Genomic DNA, 18,985 nt, shown 5'->3' on the forward strand with positions numbered 1-18,985 from the left:
CTTGATTGCCGCTCTCCTCGCGGTCTTCCTGAGCTTCGGTGTTCTCACGGCCGGATCCGCTCAAGCAGCGGATGACATTAACGCCTCAGAAAAGTTGAATGCCGATCAATTGAAGCGGCTAGCGGGCTTGCCGGCAGACCAGCGCGACGGCATTCGTGACCGTCTCAACGGCGAACTCGCCAAGAACGTCTGTGGGCCTCAATTTCTCGGTGCAACGATGATCGGCCAGGACTGCACGGGAATGGCAGCCCGCGCTTTCAACAGCTTCCTGGACACCCCTGAGAAGTCCTTGGACTACCGGCCTGCAGAAGGACAGCGGGAGTTTTGCTCATCGTTGGCGCGGGAAGGGGCACCGCCAGCTGCCTTGGGCATATGTGCGGTATCGAGCACATGGAACGAATTCGCCCCGCTTGCTGGTGCTGTGTTGCGTACAGCTGTTTCTACGCAGCCTGGCGGGCAGTTTGTGCTGGGTGCGGTGGACACGGTGGCGTTTATCGCCAATGCCAAGGACGGGTTTGAGAAGTTTGCGAACTCGACTAAGGAAGCCGGAGTGACGGCCACGAACGAGGTTTTAGTGAACCTTTTGAAAGTCTCAGAGTTTCAGGTCGATGACGGCTTCCGAGACACCTGGTCAGTCTTTTCCGGCGTCGGGATCGTGTTGCTGGCACTGATGTTCTTCAAACTCTTCCGGGACTACTCGGATGAAAAAATTGACCCTGACGCCATGCGTGAATCGGTGATCTGGTACGCCCCACTTGCAGTTCTGTTGGCATTGTTCGGCCCGGTTCTGGGGTACGTGGGCAACAACGCATTGGTTCAGGTTACTGAATCGATCAGCCCATGGACCTCAAACCAAATCGGGGACTTCGCCACAAGCATTTCCCGTTTCGCCTCTTACGAGTCCAGCGGTGTTTTCGGACCGCTGGCAGCCGTGTTGCTGTTCGGGTTGCTGTTCATCGGGGCCTGGGCGCTCCTGGGGCTGTTCGCCCTGCAGCCGCTCGCCCTGTCGCTGCTGGGCGTAGGCATTGCGTTGATGATTGGCTTCATGATCCATCCCGAACACCGGGGCCGCGTTGCCAAGGCCGGGTCGCTGTGGCTTGGTATCGCCTTGTCCAAACCGCTGATTCTGTTGATCATGGGTGCGCTGTTCAGCTTCATCTCGAACCGCCCCGCGTTCCAGGGCGAGGGTACCGGGGATGCCTTGGTGAACGCCTCCTCAGTGTTCATCGCGGCCGCCGCAATGGTCGTCCTGGCGTTCTCACCCGCGCTGCTATTCAAATTCGTCCCGATACTGCCATCCTCGGCCAGTTCACTGGGTGCTAACCGGCCCTCGATTGCAGGGGCGGCGATGGTAGCCGGCGCCGGCGCCGGGATCGGTGCAATGATCCGTCAGCGTCGCACCATGCAGGCACAGTCCGGCTCGTCCGGCGGTGGGCGCTCCGGTGCTGCCGTGAGCGGGGCGGCAGCCCAGACATCAGGCGGGCCTAGCTTCTCGGCCGGTCCTGACGGGGGTCTGACCGGTGGTGCAGCCGGGGCCGGCGCACCTACAGGCAGCGGCCGTCGTAGTGCCAGTGGCACCAGACAGGGGACCGCCGGGATAGGAGCCGCTGCCCAGGATGCACCTGATACCCGCACCATTGCCCAGGCACAACGGGATGACCGGGCCGGTACTCCGGCCGGAAAAACTGCTGCTGCTGCCCGCAGTGGAGCGGGGGCTGTTAGCCGGGGCACTATGGCGGCCACTCGGGGATCCGCCAAGATCGCCGCAGGCGGGGCGACAGCGTTCCTGTTGGCCGGGCGTGAAGCATCACGGCAGGCCGCATTGCGCGGCCGTCAGGGCGTGAACTCGATGGTGCCTGATACCGATCACATCAGCGGCCGGTAATGAACAGAACAAAAGCAGGGGAGTAGGTCTGATGGGACGCATGGTTGTTGTCGGTGGTGAGGTTTCCCGCCGTGGTTTGTGGGGCGGGAACCGTACCGGTCCTGAGTGGATTGGGCTCAGCATCGCCCTGGCTTCAGGGATGGTGGCGATCATTGCTCTCTCGGACGTGATCGTGCTTGGCCTGATCCTGGGCGCTGCGATCATCGGCATAGGTGTCGTGCTGACCACTCCGAGCAAGATCACCGGGTACCGGTCCCTCGGTGCTCTGCTCGTGGAGCGGCACCACCAGCGCTCCCGCCGGAAAAACAAGACCGCGACGTTTGTTCCGGTGAAGTTCCGGGATCAGACCCGCATGGTCAAGGCCGGAAAAGCCGACCGTGCCCGGGCCGATGAAAAGGGCATGATCGAGGTCCCAGTGACACACCGGAACAATGCCCCGCTCATGGTCGGGACGGTCCGCCCGTTCACCGTACAGACCCCTACCGGTCCTATGACCGTTTTCCGTCACGGCGGCCGGATCAAAACCCCGTACTACACGGTCACCGTGGAAGTCATGGGTTCTTCCTCCGGGATCCGCGAGGAAAACCGGGAAGACTCCGCTTATGTGGCCCGCGGTCAGTTCCTGGCCCGCATGGCCCGCCGGCAATCCCTCATTTCCCACGTCCAGACCCTTTCCCGCGCCGTACCCATGGATTCCACAGACCACCTGCTGTGGATCAAGGACAAACAGGCCCAGGGCATCAACCGGCTGCTGATCACCTCCTACGGGGATCTGGTGCAAACTCTGCAGTCCCGCTCAGAACAGCACCGCACCTACGAAACCTTCCGCATTCCTCGGTCCGCTGCGTTGTCCCTGAAGGCCTCCAAGCTCGGCGGCGGGGACACCGGACTGGGGTTGGCGATTCATCAGGAAATCCGCACCGCTCTTGCCCAGGCGCAGATGATGGGCGGCATCCAGGATTACCGCACCCTGGGACCTGAACAGATGGCGGCGCTCCTGCGGCACCTTCAGGATCCGGATTTCGACATTGACGATGATGAGAACGCGGACCTGGCAGACTGCTGGCAGCACTTGGACGGCGATTCCTCCGATTCTTCCGTGGTCATCAACGGCCACTGGCACACCCGCACCGGGTATGTTCCAGCCTCAGCTTTCAGCCCCGAAGCGATCCCCGTTTCTGCTCTGCAATCCCTGGTCTCCGGAATCCAGCCGGCCGTGGTCCACACCGTCTCCATGGTGATGGAACTTTCCGATGCCCGCACCGCACGAGGGAAAGCCCGCACAGACGCGGCCATGGACCGCGCCAAGGGCAAGGAAGTCGCCAAGTCCGGTGTCGTCACCGACGGATCAGAAGAAGTCCTCATGGGCGCATCCAGCCAAAGGCTCCTGGACCTCAAACCCGGTTCCGGGCACCACGGTGCCGCGTACGCGCTCTACATCTCCTACTCCGTCGAATCAGAGGATGAGCTGTTGGCCACCGCTGACCTGATCGAGGCTGCGGCCGCGGATGCCGGGATCGAATTCATTGACTGGATGGATCACCGCAACGATCTGGCCCTGATCACCACCATGCCGTTCACGAGAGGAATCCGATGAACACCCCCAAACTCATCAAAGGCCTGCGGATGCCCTGGGCCCTGTCCACCACATCACGCCGCACCCAGCGCTCCCGCGCTAAGCAGCAGCGCCTCAACGCCGAACACGGCGCCACACTGGCGATTGGGGATGCCCTGGCAGCCAAACGCCGGGCAGGAAAGAAAAAGCGCACTAACGATGCCCAGAGCAAGGCAGCCGTGCAGTGGCATTGTGAGCGCAAGAGTCCGCGTGCCTCGCGCCTGGGATACTACGATCCGGCGGCCCCGGGAGTGCTGTCCTCGACCCGGCAGATGGAATTTTCACACATGGCCATCGCCTCGCCTCCCACCTCGCACCGGGGCCTGGCGTTCGGGATCGATGCCGGATCGGGCTGGATGGTCGTCCACGACCCGTTTACGTCTTACGGCAACGAGCTCGAATCCCCGAACGTCTGCTTCATCGGGGATCTTGGCCAAGGCAAGTCCTCCGGCATCAAAACCTGGGCGGTGCTGCGGCAGCTGCTCCTTGGCCGCCGGGTCGTCGTGATCGATAAGAAGTACCAGCTAGACCAGAACGGCGGGGAATACACCTCGCTTGCCCAACGCCTGGGCATCACACCGGTGAAGTTCATGGTCGGCGGCGGCGGGGCCAGAATCAACATCCTGGACCCGCGCATCGCTGCCCGGCTGAATGAAGACAGCCACGACGACACCGCGCTCTCCACCCCGGCGGGCCAGTCAATGCTGGTCCGTGCTGTTGTTGAAGAAGCCCTTGGCCGGCCGCTGCTGCCCAAGGAAGGCAAAGCAGTCCGCATGGCCCACAAACAGGCTCTCCGCACGGCGGCAGCGAACAATGAAATCGCCCATATCCGCCACGTCCTCTCCGCTCTCTACGCACCCGACGCGGACGCGGCAACGGCCTCGAACCTGAGCGTGGAAGAAATCCGGCAGTGGGGACAGGATCCCGCGTTTGAGCTTGAACGCATGATTGAAGATGACCTAGCCGGCCTAATAGACGGACCGACGAGTGAGGAAATTTCCCTGAACGCCGGGCTGACCGTCTTTGACGTGTCCCTGCTCCCGGAGGATGGGCCCGCGTTGGCTATCGTGATGACGATCATCAACACCTGGCTGGCGAACACTCTCTACCGTCAGAGTGAAGCGGTCCCCACTGTCCTGGTCATCGAGGAAGCCTGGCACACCGTCCAGGGCTCGGTTGCCAAGGTCACCCGCCGCAACACCAAGCTCTCCCGCGCACTGTCACTCTCGTGCATGTTCGCATTCCACCACATCTCCGATATTCCCGAAGACTCACCGGCCATCGCCATGCTCAAAGAATGCGGAACGGTCCTGCTCTACAAGCAGCAAAAATCCGATGATGCCTGGGCCTGCGAACGCATGTTCAACCTGCCCGCCGGGTCCGCGGCCGATATCGCCGGCCTAACCAAAGGGACCTGCATGATGCGGATCGGCGGTAAAGACCCCTTTATTGCCATCCACGTCCGCAGCGCCCTGGAAATCGAACTCACCGACACCGATAAGGCCATGAAATCCACGGCCACAATCAACCAGGTCGAAGCCGACGCGCAGGAGGAAGCAGCATGAGCACCACCAAGCCCATGTCCACGGATTCAGTCATGAAGATCGCTCTGGCCGCCCTCGTCACCGGGCTGGTTGTTTTGGGCTGGGTCTCGGCGTTCCTGGGAGAACTGATCACTCCCACCGGGATGCCCTGGACGGACTTCTCCGCCTTATGGGCCAAGATCAAGGCCGGCGAATTCCTCTGGCCCGCAGCTGCCACCTGGATCCTCATCGTTCTTGCTGTCCTGGCCCTCGTCGGGACGGGCATGCTCACGGCCATCTTCGGCGGAAACAAGCACCGCGACGACGGGCTGCCCCGGTACAAGGACCTCGAAAAGCGCATGGGCAAGAACGCAGCACTGGCCAAAGCCAAGCAATCCCTGGAGCTGCCGGCGGATGCCACTGAAGAAGACATGATCGTCGCCCTGTGCAAGCTCGACGGACAGACCCTCTACGTCCAGCACGAAGACTCCATGTGGGTATTTGCCCCGCAGCGCTCCGGTAAAACCCTGTTCCTGGCCGTAGGCATCACCCTGGACGCACCAGGTGCCGTGATTGCCACCTCCACCAAAAATGACCTGCTCATGCTCACCGCCATCGCCCGCGAACGCCGGGGCGATGTTTCCGTGTTCGACCTTCAGGACATTTCCGGGTGGTCGAACAAGGTCAGGTGGAACGTCGTTGACGGCTGCGAAGATCCCGACGAAGCGCTGGCCCGCGGTAAAGCCTGGGCGGGCGCGCAGCCGATGGGAGACGTGAAGAACGGGGATTTCTTCAACTCCAAAGCCGCCGCGATCCTGGGCAGGTTCCTCCACGCGGCGGCGCTGGGAGACAAGAGCATCGATGACGTCGTGAAGTGGGCCAATGACTTCACCGACTCCGAACCTCTGGAAATACTGACCCAGCACAAGGCCCCCGCAGCGTTCACTGCCCGCCTACGGACACTCACAACCTCCCGGGCCGGGGAAACTGTGGACTCCATCCAGGAAACCCTCGCCGGGCTCCTGGAACCCTTGACGTCCCCCAAAGCCCTCGACACCCTGACCCCGCCCAAGGGAGAAGGATTCGACATGGAGAAGTTCCTGGAAAAGCCGAACACGATCTATCTGCTCACGGACGGGGAACGCTCTCCGGTCGCCCCGCTCGTGGCGATGTTTGCCGACTTCATGTTCCGCAAAGCCCAGCGCATTTCCCAGGGCATGCCCGGGGGCCGGCTCTGGCCGGTACTGACGATGGTCCTGGACGAAGCCCCCAATGTCGCTGCCATCCCGGACATGGCCGGTGCCCTCTCGGATTCCGGCGGCCGCGGGATCCGCATCATCGGGTTCAGCCAGTCCTTTGCCCAGAACCGGCAGAGGTGGGGAGCCGAAGCAGCCACGGCAATCCGTGGAACGTCATCGATCAGGCTGTTCCTGCCCGGCCTGGAAGAAATCGATGAACTGGACAAGATCGCCCGGGCCGCGGGGACTACCCGCAAAGAACGCGTCTCCACTTCCCAGGGGCGCGGCGGATCTTCTCGGACCGTCAGCGAGGAAGAACGGCCCGTGATCCGAGGCAACGAGATTCAGCAGCTGCCGGTAGGAGAAGCGTTCATGCACTACAGCAACGTCGCCCCGGCCAGGGTCAAACTCATGCCCTGGTGGGAACGCGCGGACGCAAATCAAATTAAGGAAGACAAGGCCACCGCGCAACAAAGCCGCGACAGGCAAGGAGCAATCCGATGACCGAAGAAACTCGCGATCCTTTTCCGCCCTCCCCTGCGGACGGCGGCGAATCGGTGGTGGCCGAGGGCATTGAAGAGGTTCTGGTCGAGCACGAGGAACGGCTTACCGTTCTGCAAGGATCCGTCGAAGCGATGGGCCAGGCGGTCGAAGACCTCCTGGCATCACCGCCGAAAAAGACACCAGCTCCTTGGAACTGGAAAGAACTAGATGGTGAGAAGTCCGTCGCTCTCATGGAGGCGCTGCGCGAGTGGGTGGACTGGATCAACGACCGGTACGGCGTATCGGACGCCTCCCGCATCTACGGCTGCTGGTACCGGCACGCTCCGGTTGTGGAAGAGCTCACGGCAGCCTGGCTCAGCTGGCGGGCAGCCAACTACGGCCACAAAGACCCCGTAACCGACCCGGCCAGCTGGCACAGGGACATCTTCTGGCCCATGCTTGAACGCATCGCATCCAAACCTTGGGGGCTGAGCAACTGCCACACTGAACACGTGGATCCCCGGCCCTCGTTCCGGGACTCGACCGACGACAAATTCACAGAATTTCTTGGAGAACTCGGCGCGAAAGAACCTTCCACCGCCTAAAACTAGGGCCGAATAAGGAAAAGCACGGAACCGATGGTTCCGTGCTTTTCCTTGCACCATGCTGAGTGCCACAGGAGACAGCTGCTCTACCAACTGAGCTATGGGCCCATGGCGTGGACCCAGGGGGACTCGAACCCCCGACCTTCTGTTTTGTGAGCATCCCGGTCGCGAACCGGCGGAGAACTCTCTTCCCATGCCCTACCTAAATCAAGCGGACGCTCTCCCACCTGAGCTACAGAGCCATGAAGTGGCTCCGGAGGGGTTCGAACCCTCGACCTTCCGGTTAGTGAGCAACGCGACTACGAATCGCAGGAACTTTCTTCCTTGCCCTATACATACAAGTATAACAAATTTAACCTTGAATGTCAAGACCACATGTGATAAAGGGGACTTTAGGAATTATGCCGTGTTATAGCCGCGGTCCTCGGCGTCCTGCCTCGGGGGCGGTTGCAGGGCCGTTCTGTTGTGCCTGCCGCTTGGCGTCCTCGGCTTCCTGGGTTTCTTGTGCTTGGCGGATCTTCTCGGCGGCGTTTGGTGTCTGGCCCAACGCGGCCTCGGTTTCCTGGCGGACCCGGGCCAGCCGGTCGCGCAGAGATTCTGCCGGCGCTGAGGGCTGGGTGTCCTTCTCAGCGTTCCGGCGTTCGGCTATGTCCTTCATGGCTTCAGTGACTGCTTCCGGGGTTTGTTCTGGCGTGGACGTTTTTCTGGTGCCTCTGATGCGGCGTGCCATCGCGGCGATGCGTTCGGCTCGTTCCTGTTCCGGGGTCAGGGTGGTGTCCTGGGACCGTTCCTGGCGCAACTGGTCCACTACCTGCTCGGCGGGTGTGGGTGTTTCAGCGACGGTCGCTTCCACGTTCGCGGCCTCTGCCATAAGTGCTGCGTCAGCGGCGGCCAGGGGCTTCTTGGCGGTCTGCGCAGAGTATTTGTGCATGGCGGTGACACGGGTCCTCAGCTCGGCGCCGGTGCCCTGCTGGGTGTACTGATCCGGGATCACGGTGGTGTCGGATTCGGGGATCCGGTAGGTGTCGCGGAAGGTCTTGACCTCCACTGCCAGATCCCGCCATTGCTGCTGCTTGGCGGTATCTGACGGGACGGGGCCAAGGGCGGCCGCCCACGCCGGCGGTTCGGCCGCGAGCTGGGACCCGAGACGGTTCACTTCCAGTGCCATGGCCTCGCGGCGTGCCTGCAGCTCGGTCCTCCACGGTGCGGGTGTGTCCTTGTGGGTGATGACGTCCGCAGGTGCCATCCATGGGGCAAGGCCGTCCGGGGCGGGTGTGGTGGCCACGGGTTCGGGGAGGCGTCGGCGGAGGTTTTGTTCGGCTTCGATGCGGCGGAGGATCTGTTCTGCTGCGCGGACGCGTGGGGCGTATTCGTCGCGGGCGTAGTTGGTGGTCGAGCCACGTTCGTATGCTTCATCTGCGCGGACGGGTTCTGGCATCAGTTCACGCAAGGCCTTCTCCTTTTGCAGGGAACCGGCGAGCCAGTTGGCTTTCGCGGCAGCGGGGGAGTCGTTGACCGTTTCATCGGTCCGCAGCGTTTCTTTGGCCCGGTGGATCCGGGTATCGAGGTCATCGTCAGTGAGGTGTCCGTGGAGTCGGGACTGCCACGGGGTTTCCTTGTTTTCCTTCAACCAGTTGCGGTGCAGTTCCTGGCGGTCCGGGGTGGAGGCGGGGTTCGTAGCGGAGTCTGCGCGGGCGCGCATAAGATCCCCGGTGGCGCGACGGGCGAGGCGTTCCAGTGCCTGATCGCTGACGGCTTCAAGCGGGCGGCGGGCCGGGGCTTCGGCGCGGGTGCGCCAGTAGTCCAGTTTGTCCTCGACCCTCCACGCCAGGACGGCCCCGGGGTCCTGGGATTCTTCGAAAGGTGTCCCGGTGGCGTCAGTGAGAAGGTTGGCGATATTGAAGCCTTCGGATTCCGCTTTTCGCAGGTGCGTCGCGACAGCTCCCCAGGCGTTGGAGGCAATGAACCGTTCCGCGGTTCGTTCGCCCAGGATGCTCCGGGCGGTGTTGGCCATCCTCAGCTCGTTGGCCTGGTCGTCAATGTCTTTGTAGACGGTGACCATCTCGGGCAGGGACCGGGCCGCTGCCCGGGCGGCGTCAATCTGTTCGTGTGCGGTGAGGTTACCGTCATGGTTTCCTGCCACGGACCGCAGCACATCGGTGAGGGTTTCGCCGTCGGTGAGGACACCGTAAAGGTGGTTTGATTCCCGGCCGCGGGACGCTGCGACGTAGGCGAGGGCGCGGGAGAGGCCTGCGCCGATCATCGCGTGAGTGGTATCGCACGTCATGCCCTGGGTGCGGTGGATCGTTGCTGCGTAGCCGAGCATCGCGTTGTCCCGCACGTAATCTGCCGGCAGGGTGATGGTGCCGTTGTGGTCCTGGTGGCGGACGGTCATGGCACCGTCAGAGTGGACTTCCCGCACCGTCCATACATCATTGTTTTTCACGAAGTCTTTGCCGTGGTTCACGCTCAGGCGACGGTCGTTCTTCCGGGTTACGACGACGTCGCCGGCGCGGGCAGCAAGCCCGTCACGCAGCGCAGCGGCCGGCCCGTCAGCCAGTGCACCAGTACCGAGGCGGTAGGCCTGGGCGCGCGCGTTCAAGTCCGTGACAGTGGCATTGTCGAAGGCCATCATGACCGAATGCTTCCCGGCTGCGGTGTCCTTTTCCCAAGCGGTATACACCTGTGAAGTCATCGTTTCGACGTCTCCGCCGACCACGCGACGGTTCTGCCGGTAGAACTCCCAAGGGTCATCTTCACCAACGGCCGGCGGTTCGCGGAGCGCCAGCGTCGCGGCGGCTTCTGCGGTGTTCGGGGTGCCGTCTGCGTTGCGGAACCGATGGAGGTCTTCGAGGTACACAGCGCCAACGGTGTTCTTCAGGTAGCGCATCGCACCCCCGGAGGCGACGGCGGAGAGCTGCTGGTCATCACCCAAGGCACGGACGAGAGCGCCATGCTGCTCGGCGATGGTAACCGCAGCCGCGAACAGTTCTGTGCCGACCATACCGGCCTCATCGATGAACAGGACGTCCCCTGGATTCAGCGGGATTCGGTTCGGGCTGTGGTTCCGATGCCCGAGGACAAAGGAATCGATGGTGGTCGCATTGGCTCCCAGCTCCTTGCCCATCACGGCGGCGGCGGCCGCTGTGGGCGCCAAGCCAATGACGTTTCCACCGGCCGCTCGGATCGCGTCCGCGGATAGTTTCAGCGCAGTGGTTTTACCCGCACCGGCAGGGCCAACACCGATGACCAACAGCTTGTCGCTGCACGCGAATTCGCTGGCCATGCGCAGCTGCCCGGCATCAAACGTCTTTTCCTGGGACGCAGCGGCAGTGTCGAAAAATTCGGTAGTCGCTGCGGGGATGACAGTCCGCTGCGCGGCAGTCAGCAGCCGGTCCTCACTGTGCAGGACACCGGAAGAGGTGTAGAGCGTGGAGTGGACTTTCCCGTATCGGCTCGCACCGTTGCGAAGGCGCAGGGCTTCCGGTCCGGTGGCTGGAACGTCGGTGGTGATGCGGAGGGAGAACTGGTCAATGGCACGGGCCTTGACCTGTTCAAAGAGTTCTTTCGGGATGGTCAGTTCCGCGAACCTGATTCCGAGTTGGCGCCGCGTTTCGGCGTCGATGTGGTGCTCTCCCCACGTCCCGCGGGACCGTTCCAGGGTGCGGATGACCTGGGCGGCTTCAACGGCAGGATCTACTTCGTCAGCGTGGGTGACCAGGGGTGTGTTGTTCCGGTCCGCCGCATTCCGGGCATCGTAACGGTGCGCACGGGCAGCTTCGACGGCCGCCGGCCCGACGAGCACGCCGGGGATCTGGGCGAATTCCTGCTGCCATTGGGTGACCAGTTCCGAAAGGCGGCGGGCCGACTTTTTCGCCGGTCGTGTGGCCAGGGTGGCCTGCTGGGCCAGCGCGATCATTTGCTTCTGGTTAGGGGAGTAACCGTGGTTCTCGGTGAACTCCTGGACGAGGTTATCCAGGGCAGGTTTGATGTCGCCGCTGCGCGATGATCCGGCTTCAATTGCCGCGACGTTCACCCCGGCAATTTCGATGACCGGCCGGTCACCGGTGACCTTGCGGGTGGTGACACCGACCCCCAAACGGGCGCAGACCTTCTCCATTACCGTGCGGTTGTAGTGCTCGGACGCTGCAACCCCGTACTGGTAGAGGAGCCTGCCGTCCAGGCTGGACCACTTACCGTCAGCGCCCATGACCTTGTTCGCCACCACGATGTGATCGTGGAGCTGGGGGTCACCGTTGCGGGAGTCGTAGTGCCTGAAGGCGGTATAAACGAGTCCGCCTTCAACGTCTTCCTGCCGGACACCGTTACGTCCCCGGCGGGTGAACGTCGCTTCCTTTTCCAGGAACTCCATCGTCTCTTTAATGGCTTCGTGGTGGGCCGCTTCGATCTGCTGGCGCGCTTCATCTCCGCCAGTGGCCCACAAAACGGAGACCGATTTAGCGGGCGCAAATACAAGGTCATAACCCGCGACAGCCTGTGCTGCTGGCTTGGTTTGAGCCGTGATGAACTTGCCTAGTTCTTCCTTGTCGGCCGGGTTTCGCCCGTTGAGCTCGCGGAAGTATTGGGCACCTTCCTTGGTGCGGATCAATCGCCTGTTATCCGCATCAGGAGCGGAATGGTTCATGCGTGTGTAGTCACCGATGCCACGATCTATACGCAACTGAAGCTCGTTATCGGTCTGGGAGAACCTCTTATATCGCTGCCCCAGGGCAACTTTCGCGGTGGGGTCCTTCGTAAGGATCGCGGCCGCATCCGGGTGCAGTCCTTCCCCGTAAAGCGCGCTCATCTGCGCTTCGCTGACCTCTTCTGAGACCTTCAGGAGGGCGGCTCCACCGCCGCCCCACTGGCCAGGAGGGTTGCCGTCCACGGTGTAGTAATCACCCAGCGAACGGTTCCCTGCGCGCAGCTCATCACCGGTAGCGACTTCACGCGTGTAGTACGTGTATCCATCGCCGGCACTGAGCTTGTGCACGGTCATCATAAACCCAGCATACCGCCAAAGGAACCTCACTTATCGATGATGCAAGAGGTGTGACAGATTCAGCGCGATTTGCCTTTCGACAGGGGAGAAATACAGAAGGCAAATTCCGCTGCTTTTGGCCATCAAGACTTTGATGCGGTTCTGCACATGAGAATGGGCGGTGGGTAACACGCTTTTCGTTATCCACGGTTCGTTCGATTGTGTTGAACCGCCACGGATTGAATTGTCCACAGGTGGGCAGGGTAGAGACACGTTTCCTCTCGGAGCTGTCCACGTGTGGACAAACAATCCAGGCGACAATCCGAGCGCAGCGAGGTCCGATCCTGTAGGTTTGTCACGAGTGGATTCCGCCGGGGGATAACCCCAACGGCCACGTCCGGACATGGACCAGACACGGCGCTAGCCGTTAGGTCTGCTCCATGGATCAGTCCAAGGGGAGGGACCCGAAACATGGCAGCACCACGAAAGTCCGCAACGCAGGTAGCGGCCCGCGAGAAAGCACGGGCGAAAGCTCAGGAGCTGACCGCCAGGCATGAAAAGCTCATTGACCTCGCTGCGGAATTCTTTGAACAGCAGGAACAGGCCGAACAGGTCCGTGCGGATGCGCAGACCAAGGCGGAGGCGATCCTTGCCAGGGCTGAGGAAGAAGCAGCAGCAGCAACCGCCGGCGCCGCCGGTACTGTTGCCGCGATGGTCGCCGCAGGCGAACCGAAGGCATCCGTTGCCGCCCGCCTGGGCATCACCGGAGCCGAGCTGAAAAAGCTTCTTGACCAGGCACCAGCTGCAGCCGGCCCGGCAGCAGCTGTAGGCGATATAGCGCCCGAGAATGACGAGGGAACTGCGGCTGAGGCCGCATAATCCACTAAGCCAACTGTGGTCCCGGCGATTCGCCGGGACCACAGTTTTTTAACAACTTTGACGTTCAGAAAAGTGTTGGTGCATCCGGGTCAGCCCCGTGAAGAAGTGCCCGGATGCGCTCCCCGCGTTCCCAGCCGTGGGCGCGTACTTCATCGCGAAGGGTTCGGGAGCGTTGGGCGAAGAGAGCGCGGGAAAGTCCGCGCCATCTGAACAGGGATCCATTCGAGTCCCGACCTTTGGCGAGCCGGTCAGCCATGTTCTCCCTGTTTGATCCCGGGTGCAGATGGGTGTCGTCTCCGGTGGTCGCGCGGACACAGATCGGAACATCGCACCGGTGCATCAGATCCCCAAAGGCGTCCAGTCCGATCCCGTGTGCGAGATGGAACGCGTAGCGGTGAGGCCGCACAGCCTGGGTGTGGCCTCCGGAGTTCAAGGTGTACCGCCCGTACCCGTCATCGGATACGGCGCCGGACCATAACCAGCAGTCACCAGGCCGGGGCCCCTTGATGACTTTGGACCAGAAACGGTCCTCCGGTAGGCGGGTCATGTCCACGTCACCAGGTGCGCCAACGCAGTTCGAGTTTATTGGCCGCGAAGAAGAGTCCTGCCATGAATAGGAAGCCGGGAATTGCCTGGGCGAAGCCTTGGCTGATCCAAAGGCCGAGGGCCGACAGCAAGGCAATAACACCGGCGGCCTTGCACAGAAAAATCAGGATGCCTTGGCTGGCCAGGACTGGATGCGTGAGTGCGTAGATGATCCAGCCCACCAGGGCAATCGCTGCGAAAGCTGCGAGGAAGATGACGATGAACATGGTCCGGTCCTAACGGTCGAGTGCGGCTAGCGAGGGGCGGGCTTGCAGGCGAGGCTTAGTCTCGTTGCCTTTCCACATCTGCTTCAAACGGATTCGGCTGTGTCCTCCGCGGCTGCCTCGCCCTCCGGTACCTGGCCCGAGGCAATCCGTTCCGCCGTCTTCTCGTAAGCGGCATCAATGTACGAGGCCAGGTCATCTTCCCGGACCCGCCAAATGCCCCTGGGCCCGAATTGTGCCGCCTTAATTTCACCGCTTCTCAGCAGCGCGTACACCATTGGTTTACCGAGGTTCAGGATCTCCTGGACATCGTCCATCGTCAGCATCTTCGGGAACGGCAGGGACATCCGGGCGCCGGGCTTGTTCATGTCTTCGGTCCACTGACCCATCTCTACGTTTCCTCGTTTCGGTGCTGCATTTCATCCATCGTTCTCTGCCCTCGGCGCAGCTCCCCGGCCTTCACCGGAGGCCACGGCTTGCCGCCGTTGTACTTGCGCTGCAGACGCTTCGCCTCGCGCATGCTGGCCCGGACAATGAAGTCCGACACGCTCGCGTCACCCTCTTCGGTCTTGCCGGCATTCACGAAGGCGGCACGGACTTGGTCGGCCTGTTCCTCGGTGTAGTAGGGCGTGAACGCAGCAATCTTTTTTGGCTTCGCCATCACCACACGCTGGCCTTACTGGACTGCACGGAGCACCGGCGGCCACGGGTGCAGACTGTCCAGGTAGCCCTTCCCCAGCGACATGGACCCGTCCTGATTAAAGCGGACGTCGGAGTGCTGGTGACTTCCTCCGGCATGCGCGATGGCAGCAAGCAGGAGGTCGAGGTTATCCCGGTCAAGGCCTGGCACAAGGTCACCCAAAACTACCGGCACATCCTCGGCCAATGACGCAGCCAGGAGCAGGAAACGACGCTCCCCACCGGAGAGCACACCCGCCTCCTCTGGGATGGCTGTGAAGTCGATCCAGGCACTCACCTGGCCGGGGCCTTGCGGCTCGGTGCTGGTGTGCACCCATGGGTTACCGCGGGCGGCAAACTTCCCACCAAAGCCCCGTATCAGCAACTCTGTGGCTGCTTCGATTGTGTACATGCCCCTTGCCCAGGCGCGGAGGTCGTCTGCATGCGTCATGGTGGTATTTCCCTTTGCTCGTGGTCTGGGTTAGCGGGCGCTGCCTGTCGGGGTCAGCGTATCTGCTGACCCCGACAGATAGAGTGGTTAGAAAGGGGGTTCGGAGTCGGGTCCGTTGCCCCAGCCGGCGCCGGCGTTGCTGGTCGCCGGGATGCCCCAAGGGTCATCCTGCGGGGCTGACTGCGTGCCCTGGTTGCTGTTTCCCTGGCCGTCGAATCCACCGCTGGCCTGTGCGCCCTGGTTGCTGCGCTGGGTGCGGTTGACCTTGGCGTTCGCGTACCGCAGGGACGGGCCGATTTCATCGACTTCGAGTTCGATCACGGTGCGCTTTTCGCCTTCTTTGGTTTCGTAGGACCGGGACTTCAGTCGACCCGTGACGATCACGCGCATGCCCTTGGTCAGGGATTCGGCCACGTTCTCCGCCGCTTCCCGCCACACACTGGCCCGGAGGAAAAGCGTCTCGCCGTCCTTCCACTCGTTGGACTGACGGTCGAAGGTCCTGGGCGTTGAAGCGATGGTGAAGTTCGCTACGGCCGACCCACTCGGGGTGAAGCGCAGCTCTGGATCTGATGTCAGGTTTCCAATGACAGTAAGCGTGGTTTCGCCGGCCATGATGGTTCCTTTTCCTCGTGTGCTGGTGATGTTCTCGGTGTGCGTTGTGGGTTCGTTTTGAGGTTCGGTCCCAACCGGTTCTTCGTGGGTGAGGTCGTTGGGTTGGTACTGGTTCGCAGTGTATGCGTCCCAGAGCCCGCCCTCCCCGAGCCGGGCGCGGGTGATCGCCTCAAGGTACCGGTCATCCCCTCCCTCATCTGGGACGGGGTAGCCGTCGTACAGGTCCTCAACGAGGGGTTCCACAATGGCGGGTTCCACAACGTAGGGGTCCACAGCGTTGTGCGGAATCCTGCCGCTGGGGTTGACCTGCCGGAACAGATCCACCTCCAACGGGATCCGTGGGCTGAGCTTGAACCCGACGACCGGGCGCGGGGTGGCCACGGTCCTTACGCCGCCTTGTGAGTCATGGCCGCTTGGACGAGCTTGTCGCGGCGCAGGCCGGACCAGCGGTCCTGGTCATCGGAGTTGTTCACGACAACGGGCGCCTGGGGGTAGCCGAGTTCGGCGGTGATGTATTCCAGCGCTGCCGGCACTTCGGTGATGTCCACGGCCGTGTAGGTGATGCCCTTGGAATCGAAGTAGTCCTTCGTCTTCTCGCAGTTGGGGCAGTTCGGCTTGGTGTAGACCGTGTAAGCGGTCGGTGTTGCAGTCATTTTCAGCACCTGGTTTCGTATCAAGATTAGTTTCGTTCGTCTGGCTGACTTGCTACTCCAATTCTACCAATCATTCAACTGAATGAATAGGGATTTTGCCGCGTATTTGCGCGGTTTTCTTCGTACTATTTCGCACCCTCGCTAGGCACGATTCGCCTGGTTCGCTACTTCGGGAACAACGATCGGTGAGTTTCGCCGCCGGCGGCTGTGGTCATCCCCGCTGGTTCGCCACGGCGGCAGCCCCCATGTGCCTGAAAAGCCAATCCCGGGACCGTTGGTGACATGCCTTGGAGAGTCCAACTCCCCCAGTGAATTGGTGCCGTCCCTGCCGAAAGAACGCCGGCCCCGGAAATAGGTGCGTCGGCGGCGTTGGGGTTTTGGACCATGGGAAACTCAGCCGTGATTTCGGCGGGCGGTCTTGGGTGCAGCAACTTGAACAGTAAGCATGCTTTCTATTAGGTTGGTGTCAGCTTCTCCGCCTGGCCCCCATCAGGCGGAGTGGTTGCCAGGGAGGCCCCGCCACTTCATCGTGTTGCGGGGCTTTTCGCTACCCGCGCTTTGCAGCGGGTGTCAGTATCCGGAACGGCAGAGGGAGTGTGCAGTGGCTCACGGCGATATCGAGACGTATTACGAAGATGGCCAGTGGAAGAACAAGCGCGAGGGCACCACCCGGGCGTTTGGCGCCGGCTACGGCACCAAGGACGAAGCAGAAGCTGCAGGCCGGGAAGCGGCCCAGGCGGACAAGGTCGAACACGTCATTAAGAACCAGGACGGCCAGATCGGTTCCAAGAACAGCTACGGCAACGATCCCCGGAACGTCCCGGGCTGAGTCAACGCGGGGATCCGATTCCCCCCGTTAACCCGGAAAGGAGCCGGCATGTGTGCCGGCTCCTTTCGGGTTTCTCTGCAAGAAATCTATGGGTCAGTCTATCTGACGTGATCGCCGCGTTCTTTCCCAGCCTCATTGCTGGAGCGCGGCTCCTGTTCTATGTTCCTGGTTCCTGGCGCAGGACGGCGGTCCGCCGCTGGTGAGTGGTTGCTGTGGTTCGCCCTGGGCGGCGGACCGCCCGAATTCTGGAAGGTTCCTGGCCTTCCTGCGGTGATTGGGTCTGTGCCGGGCGGGGTTCGGGATCCGCCGCCCGGCACAGGAGCCGTGGTCTATCCGGCCTTCTCAGCCTTCTCTCCGCTGTCGATGATGATCTGCTCAGTCTCGGATGCGGTATATCCCCATGCGACCAGCTGGTTCAGGTAGTCCCGGTGGGTTTGGCTGGGTGAGCGCCACGAGTCCTTCTGGATGGTCTTTTCATACCCGGCGCAGATCAGCGCGATCAGGGAGAACTCGGGCCGTGTGGTGGTCTTGGCGACGTGATCCCTGAGCGGGTTCCACGCCCACTGGTTGGATTCTTCGAACTTCGCCCCGACCATCTCAGCGGCCACCTTGCCCTCGTAGCCGCTGGCGGTTTCCGAGTGGTGGGTGATCGCGTGGACGGTGAAGTACTGCCAGCCCTTGGGGGCCTGCTTCTTTGCCAGCAGGTTTTTGACCCATTCACGCCTGACCACAGTTGCGGACTGCATCAGCTTGTTGTTTTCAATCAGGGTCTTCCGTTCGGCCTTCTGTTCCTCGGTCATCGGGCCTTTCGGGGCTGATGACGTGCCGTAGCCGCTGTAGTAGCGGAGGGTGAAGCCGAGGTCTTTCCAGCCGGTGACGACGGCGACGCCGGAGTGTTCGCCGCGATAGTTCGTCTCGATGTAGACGGCGTTTCCGTCTTCGTCGGTGGCCGGTTCCCCGTCTGCCCTTTTCAGGGACGTGACCCGGAGTGTTTCGCTGTCCTCCCCGTAGCCGCATTCGGGAACAACAGTAGTTCCGGCCGCTTCCAGTTCGGCGGTGAGTGCGGCCAGCGCGGCGGCGCGGTCGCGCTTGTCGCGCAGTTGCTGGGTGACGTGGGCGAGCATGTCGGGTTCGTCCATGATGACGGACTCGAGTTCGGCGGTGGCTTCCTCGTCTGACTCAAATTCCGCGAGTACCAAAGCCTCTTCGATGGTGTAGCCCTTGCCCAGGGCGGCGGCTCCGGTCTCGGTGGCCTTGGCTTTGAGGGCGGACTCGACGGTGGTCTTGGTCCGTCCGGTCTTCTTGGCGATCGCGGCGGCCGAGACGCCGATCAGGGACAGCTGGTGGTAGGCGTCGGCCTCATCGGCTTCGGTCAGTTCGGCGCGCTGGATGTTCTCCACAACCTGCGTGACGATACGTTCGGCTTCTTCGGGGCTTTCGATGATCATTACCGGGATGCTGTCCCGCCCTGCTTCGACGGCGGCGCGGGTCCGGCGCTGGCCCATCAGGACGTGCACGGTGCCATCGTCCTTGCGGTGGGCGATCACTGGTTCCATTACGCCGTGTTCCTTGATGCTGGCGATGAAATCGGCGGTCAGGGCGGCGTCTTTGCGGACGTTGATATCGACGGTCAGGGCGGCCGGATCGAGCATTTCGAGTGTGGGTGTTGCGGTCATGGTTTTTGTCCTTGCAGAGACGTGGGGGGTGTGGGGCGATCAGGTGACCGGCCAGCTTCCCTTTCCCC

The 18,985-nt window shown here is 62.2% G+C and carries 15 protein-coding genes; 7 read left to right on the top strand and 8 right to left on the bottom strand.

Annotated elements, in window-relative coordinates; all coding sequences use genetic code 11:
• Window position 1 precedes the first annotated feature (1 nt).
• The 5 genes from ACKAE7_RS10945 to ACKAE7_RS10965 are packed head-to-tail and all read left to right on the top strand — an operon-like array spanning window position 2 to window position 7,349.
• Window positions 2–1,885, top strand: a complete 1,884-nt coding sequence (locus tag ACKAE7_RS10945; protein WP_408979171.1) for a hypothetical protein — start codon at window positions 2–4, stop codon at window positions 1,883–1,885.
• 31 nt (window positions 1,886–1,916) lie between these two features.
• Window positions 1,917–3,482, top strand: a complete 1,566-nt coding sequence (locus ACKAE7_RS10950) for a hypothetical protein (RefSeq protein WP_408979172.1) — start codon at window positions 1,917–1,919, stop codon at window positions 3,480–3,482.
• Window positions 3,479–5,065, top strand: a complete 1,587-nt coding sequence (locus tag ACKAE7_RS10955; RefSeq protein ID WP_408979173.1) for an ATP/GTP-binding protein — start codon at window positions 3,479–3,481, stop codon at window positions 5,063–5,065. Before ACKAE7_RS10950 ends, ACKAE7_RS10955 begins: the two co-directional genes overlap by 4 nt.
• Window positions 5,062–6,765: a type IV secretory system conjugative DNA transfer family protein gene (locus tag ACKAE7_RS10960; RefSeq protein ID WP_408979174.1), complete on the top strand. Its 1,704-nt coding sequence runs from the start codon at window positions 5,062–5,064 to the stop codon at window positions 6,763–6,765. Before ACKAE7_RS10955 ends, ACKAE7_RS10960 begins: the two co-directional genes overlap by 4 nt.
• Entirely contained in the window at window positions 6,762–7,349 is a 588-nt protein-coding gene (locus ACKAE7_RS10965) for a DUF4913 domain-containing protein (RefSeq protein ID WP_408979175.1), read from the top strand. The genes ACKAE7_RS10960 and ACKAE7_RS10965 overlap by 4 nt, the downstream gene beginning before the upstream one ends.
• Window positions 7,350–7,758: 409 nt before the next feature.
• Here the strand turns inward: ACKAE7_RS10965 and mobF are convergent, their stop codons facing one another.
• Window positions 7,759–12,351, bottom strand: a complete 4,593-nt coding sequence (gene mobF, locus ACKAE7_RS10970) for a MobF family relaxase (protein ID WP_408979176.1) — start codon at window positions 12,349–12,351, stop codon at window positions 7,759–7,761.
• A 450-nt stretch (window positions 12,352–12,801) separates the two neighbouring features.
• Between mobF and ACKAE7_RS10975 the strand changes: the two genes are divergently transcribed.
• The gene (locus ACKAE7_RS10975) at window positions 12,802–13,209 is read left to right on the top strand and encodes a hypothetical protein (protein WP_408979177.1); all 408 of its coding nucleotides are present in this window, start codon (window positions 12,802–12,804) and stop codon (window positions 13,207–13,209) included.
• A gap of 554 nt (window positions 13,210–13,763) precedes the next feature.
• Here the strand turns inward: ACKAE7_RS10975 and ACKAE7_RS10980 are convergent.
• The 6 genes from ACKAE7_RS10980 to ACKAE7_RS11005 form a co-directional block, all read right to left on the bottom strand.
• Window positions 13,764–14,021, bottom strand: coding sequence for a chemotaxis protein (locus ACKAE7_RS10980; RefSeq protein ID WP_408979178.1), 258 nt, complete (start codon window positions 14,019–14,021; stop codon window positions 13,764–13,766).
• An 83-nt stretch (window positions 14,022–14,104) separates the two neighbouring features.
• Window positions 14,105–14,407 (bottom strand): helix-turn-helix domain-containing protein, encoded by a 303-nt coding sequence (locus ACKAE7_RS10985; RefSeq protein WP_408979179.1) that lies wholly within the window; start codon window positions 14,405–14,407, stop codon window positions 14,105–14,107.
• Window positions 14,408–14,409: 2 nt separating this feature from the next.
• The gene (locus ACKAE7_RS10990) at window positions 14,410–14,679 is read right to left on the bottom strand and encodes a ParB family protein (protein ID WP_407106889.1); all 270 of its coding nucleotides are present in this window, start codon (window positions 14,677–14,679) and stop codon (window positions 14,410–14,412) included.
• Between the two features lie 15 nt (window positions 14,680–14,694).
• Window positions 14,695–15,147, bottom strand: a complete 453-nt coding sequence (locus tag ACKAE7_RS10995) for a hypothetical protein (protein WP_408979180.1) — start codon at window positions 15,145–15,147, stop codon at window positions 14,695–14,697.
• Window positions 15,148–15,234: 87 nt separating this feature from the next.
• Complete coding sequence (locus ACKAE7_RS11000) at window positions 15,235–16,140, bottom strand: single-stranded DNA-binding protein (protein ID WP_408979181.1); 906 nt, start codon at window positions 16,138–16,140, stop codon at window positions 15,235–15,237.
• Window positions 16,141–16,145: 5 nt separating this feature from the next.
• Complete coding sequence (locus ACKAE7_RS11005; RefSeq protein WP_408979182.1) at window positions 16,146–16,412, bottom strand: glutaredoxin family protein; 267 nt, start codon at window positions 16,410–16,412, stop codon at window positions 16,146–16,148.
• A 601-nt stretch (window positions 16,413–17,013) separates the two neighbouring features.
• Here ACKAE7_RS11005 and ACKAE7_RS11010 point away from each other — a divergent pair.
• Entirely contained in the window at window positions 17,014–17,241 is a 228-nt protein-coding gene (locus ACKAE7_RS11010; RefSeq protein WP_408979183.1) for a DUF2188 domain-containing protein, read from the top strand.
• 329 nt (window positions 17,242–17,570) lie between these two features.
• Here ACKAE7_RS11010 and ACKAE7_RS11015 read toward each other — a convergent pair whose 3' ends face one another.
• A complete protein-coding gene (locus ACKAE7_RS11015) occupies window positions 17,571–18,917 on the bottom strand; it encodes a ParB/RepB/Spo0J family partition protein (protein ID WP_408979184.1) in 1,347 nt (448 codons plus the stop codon).
• Window positions 18,918–18,985: the final 68 nt, after the last annotated feature.

This window comes from Pseudarthrobacter sp. NKDBFgelt, assembly GCF_046097905.1.
Lineage (GTDB): Bacteria > Actinomycetota > Actinomycetes > Actinomycetales > Micrococcaceae > Arthrobacter > Arthrobacter polychromogenes.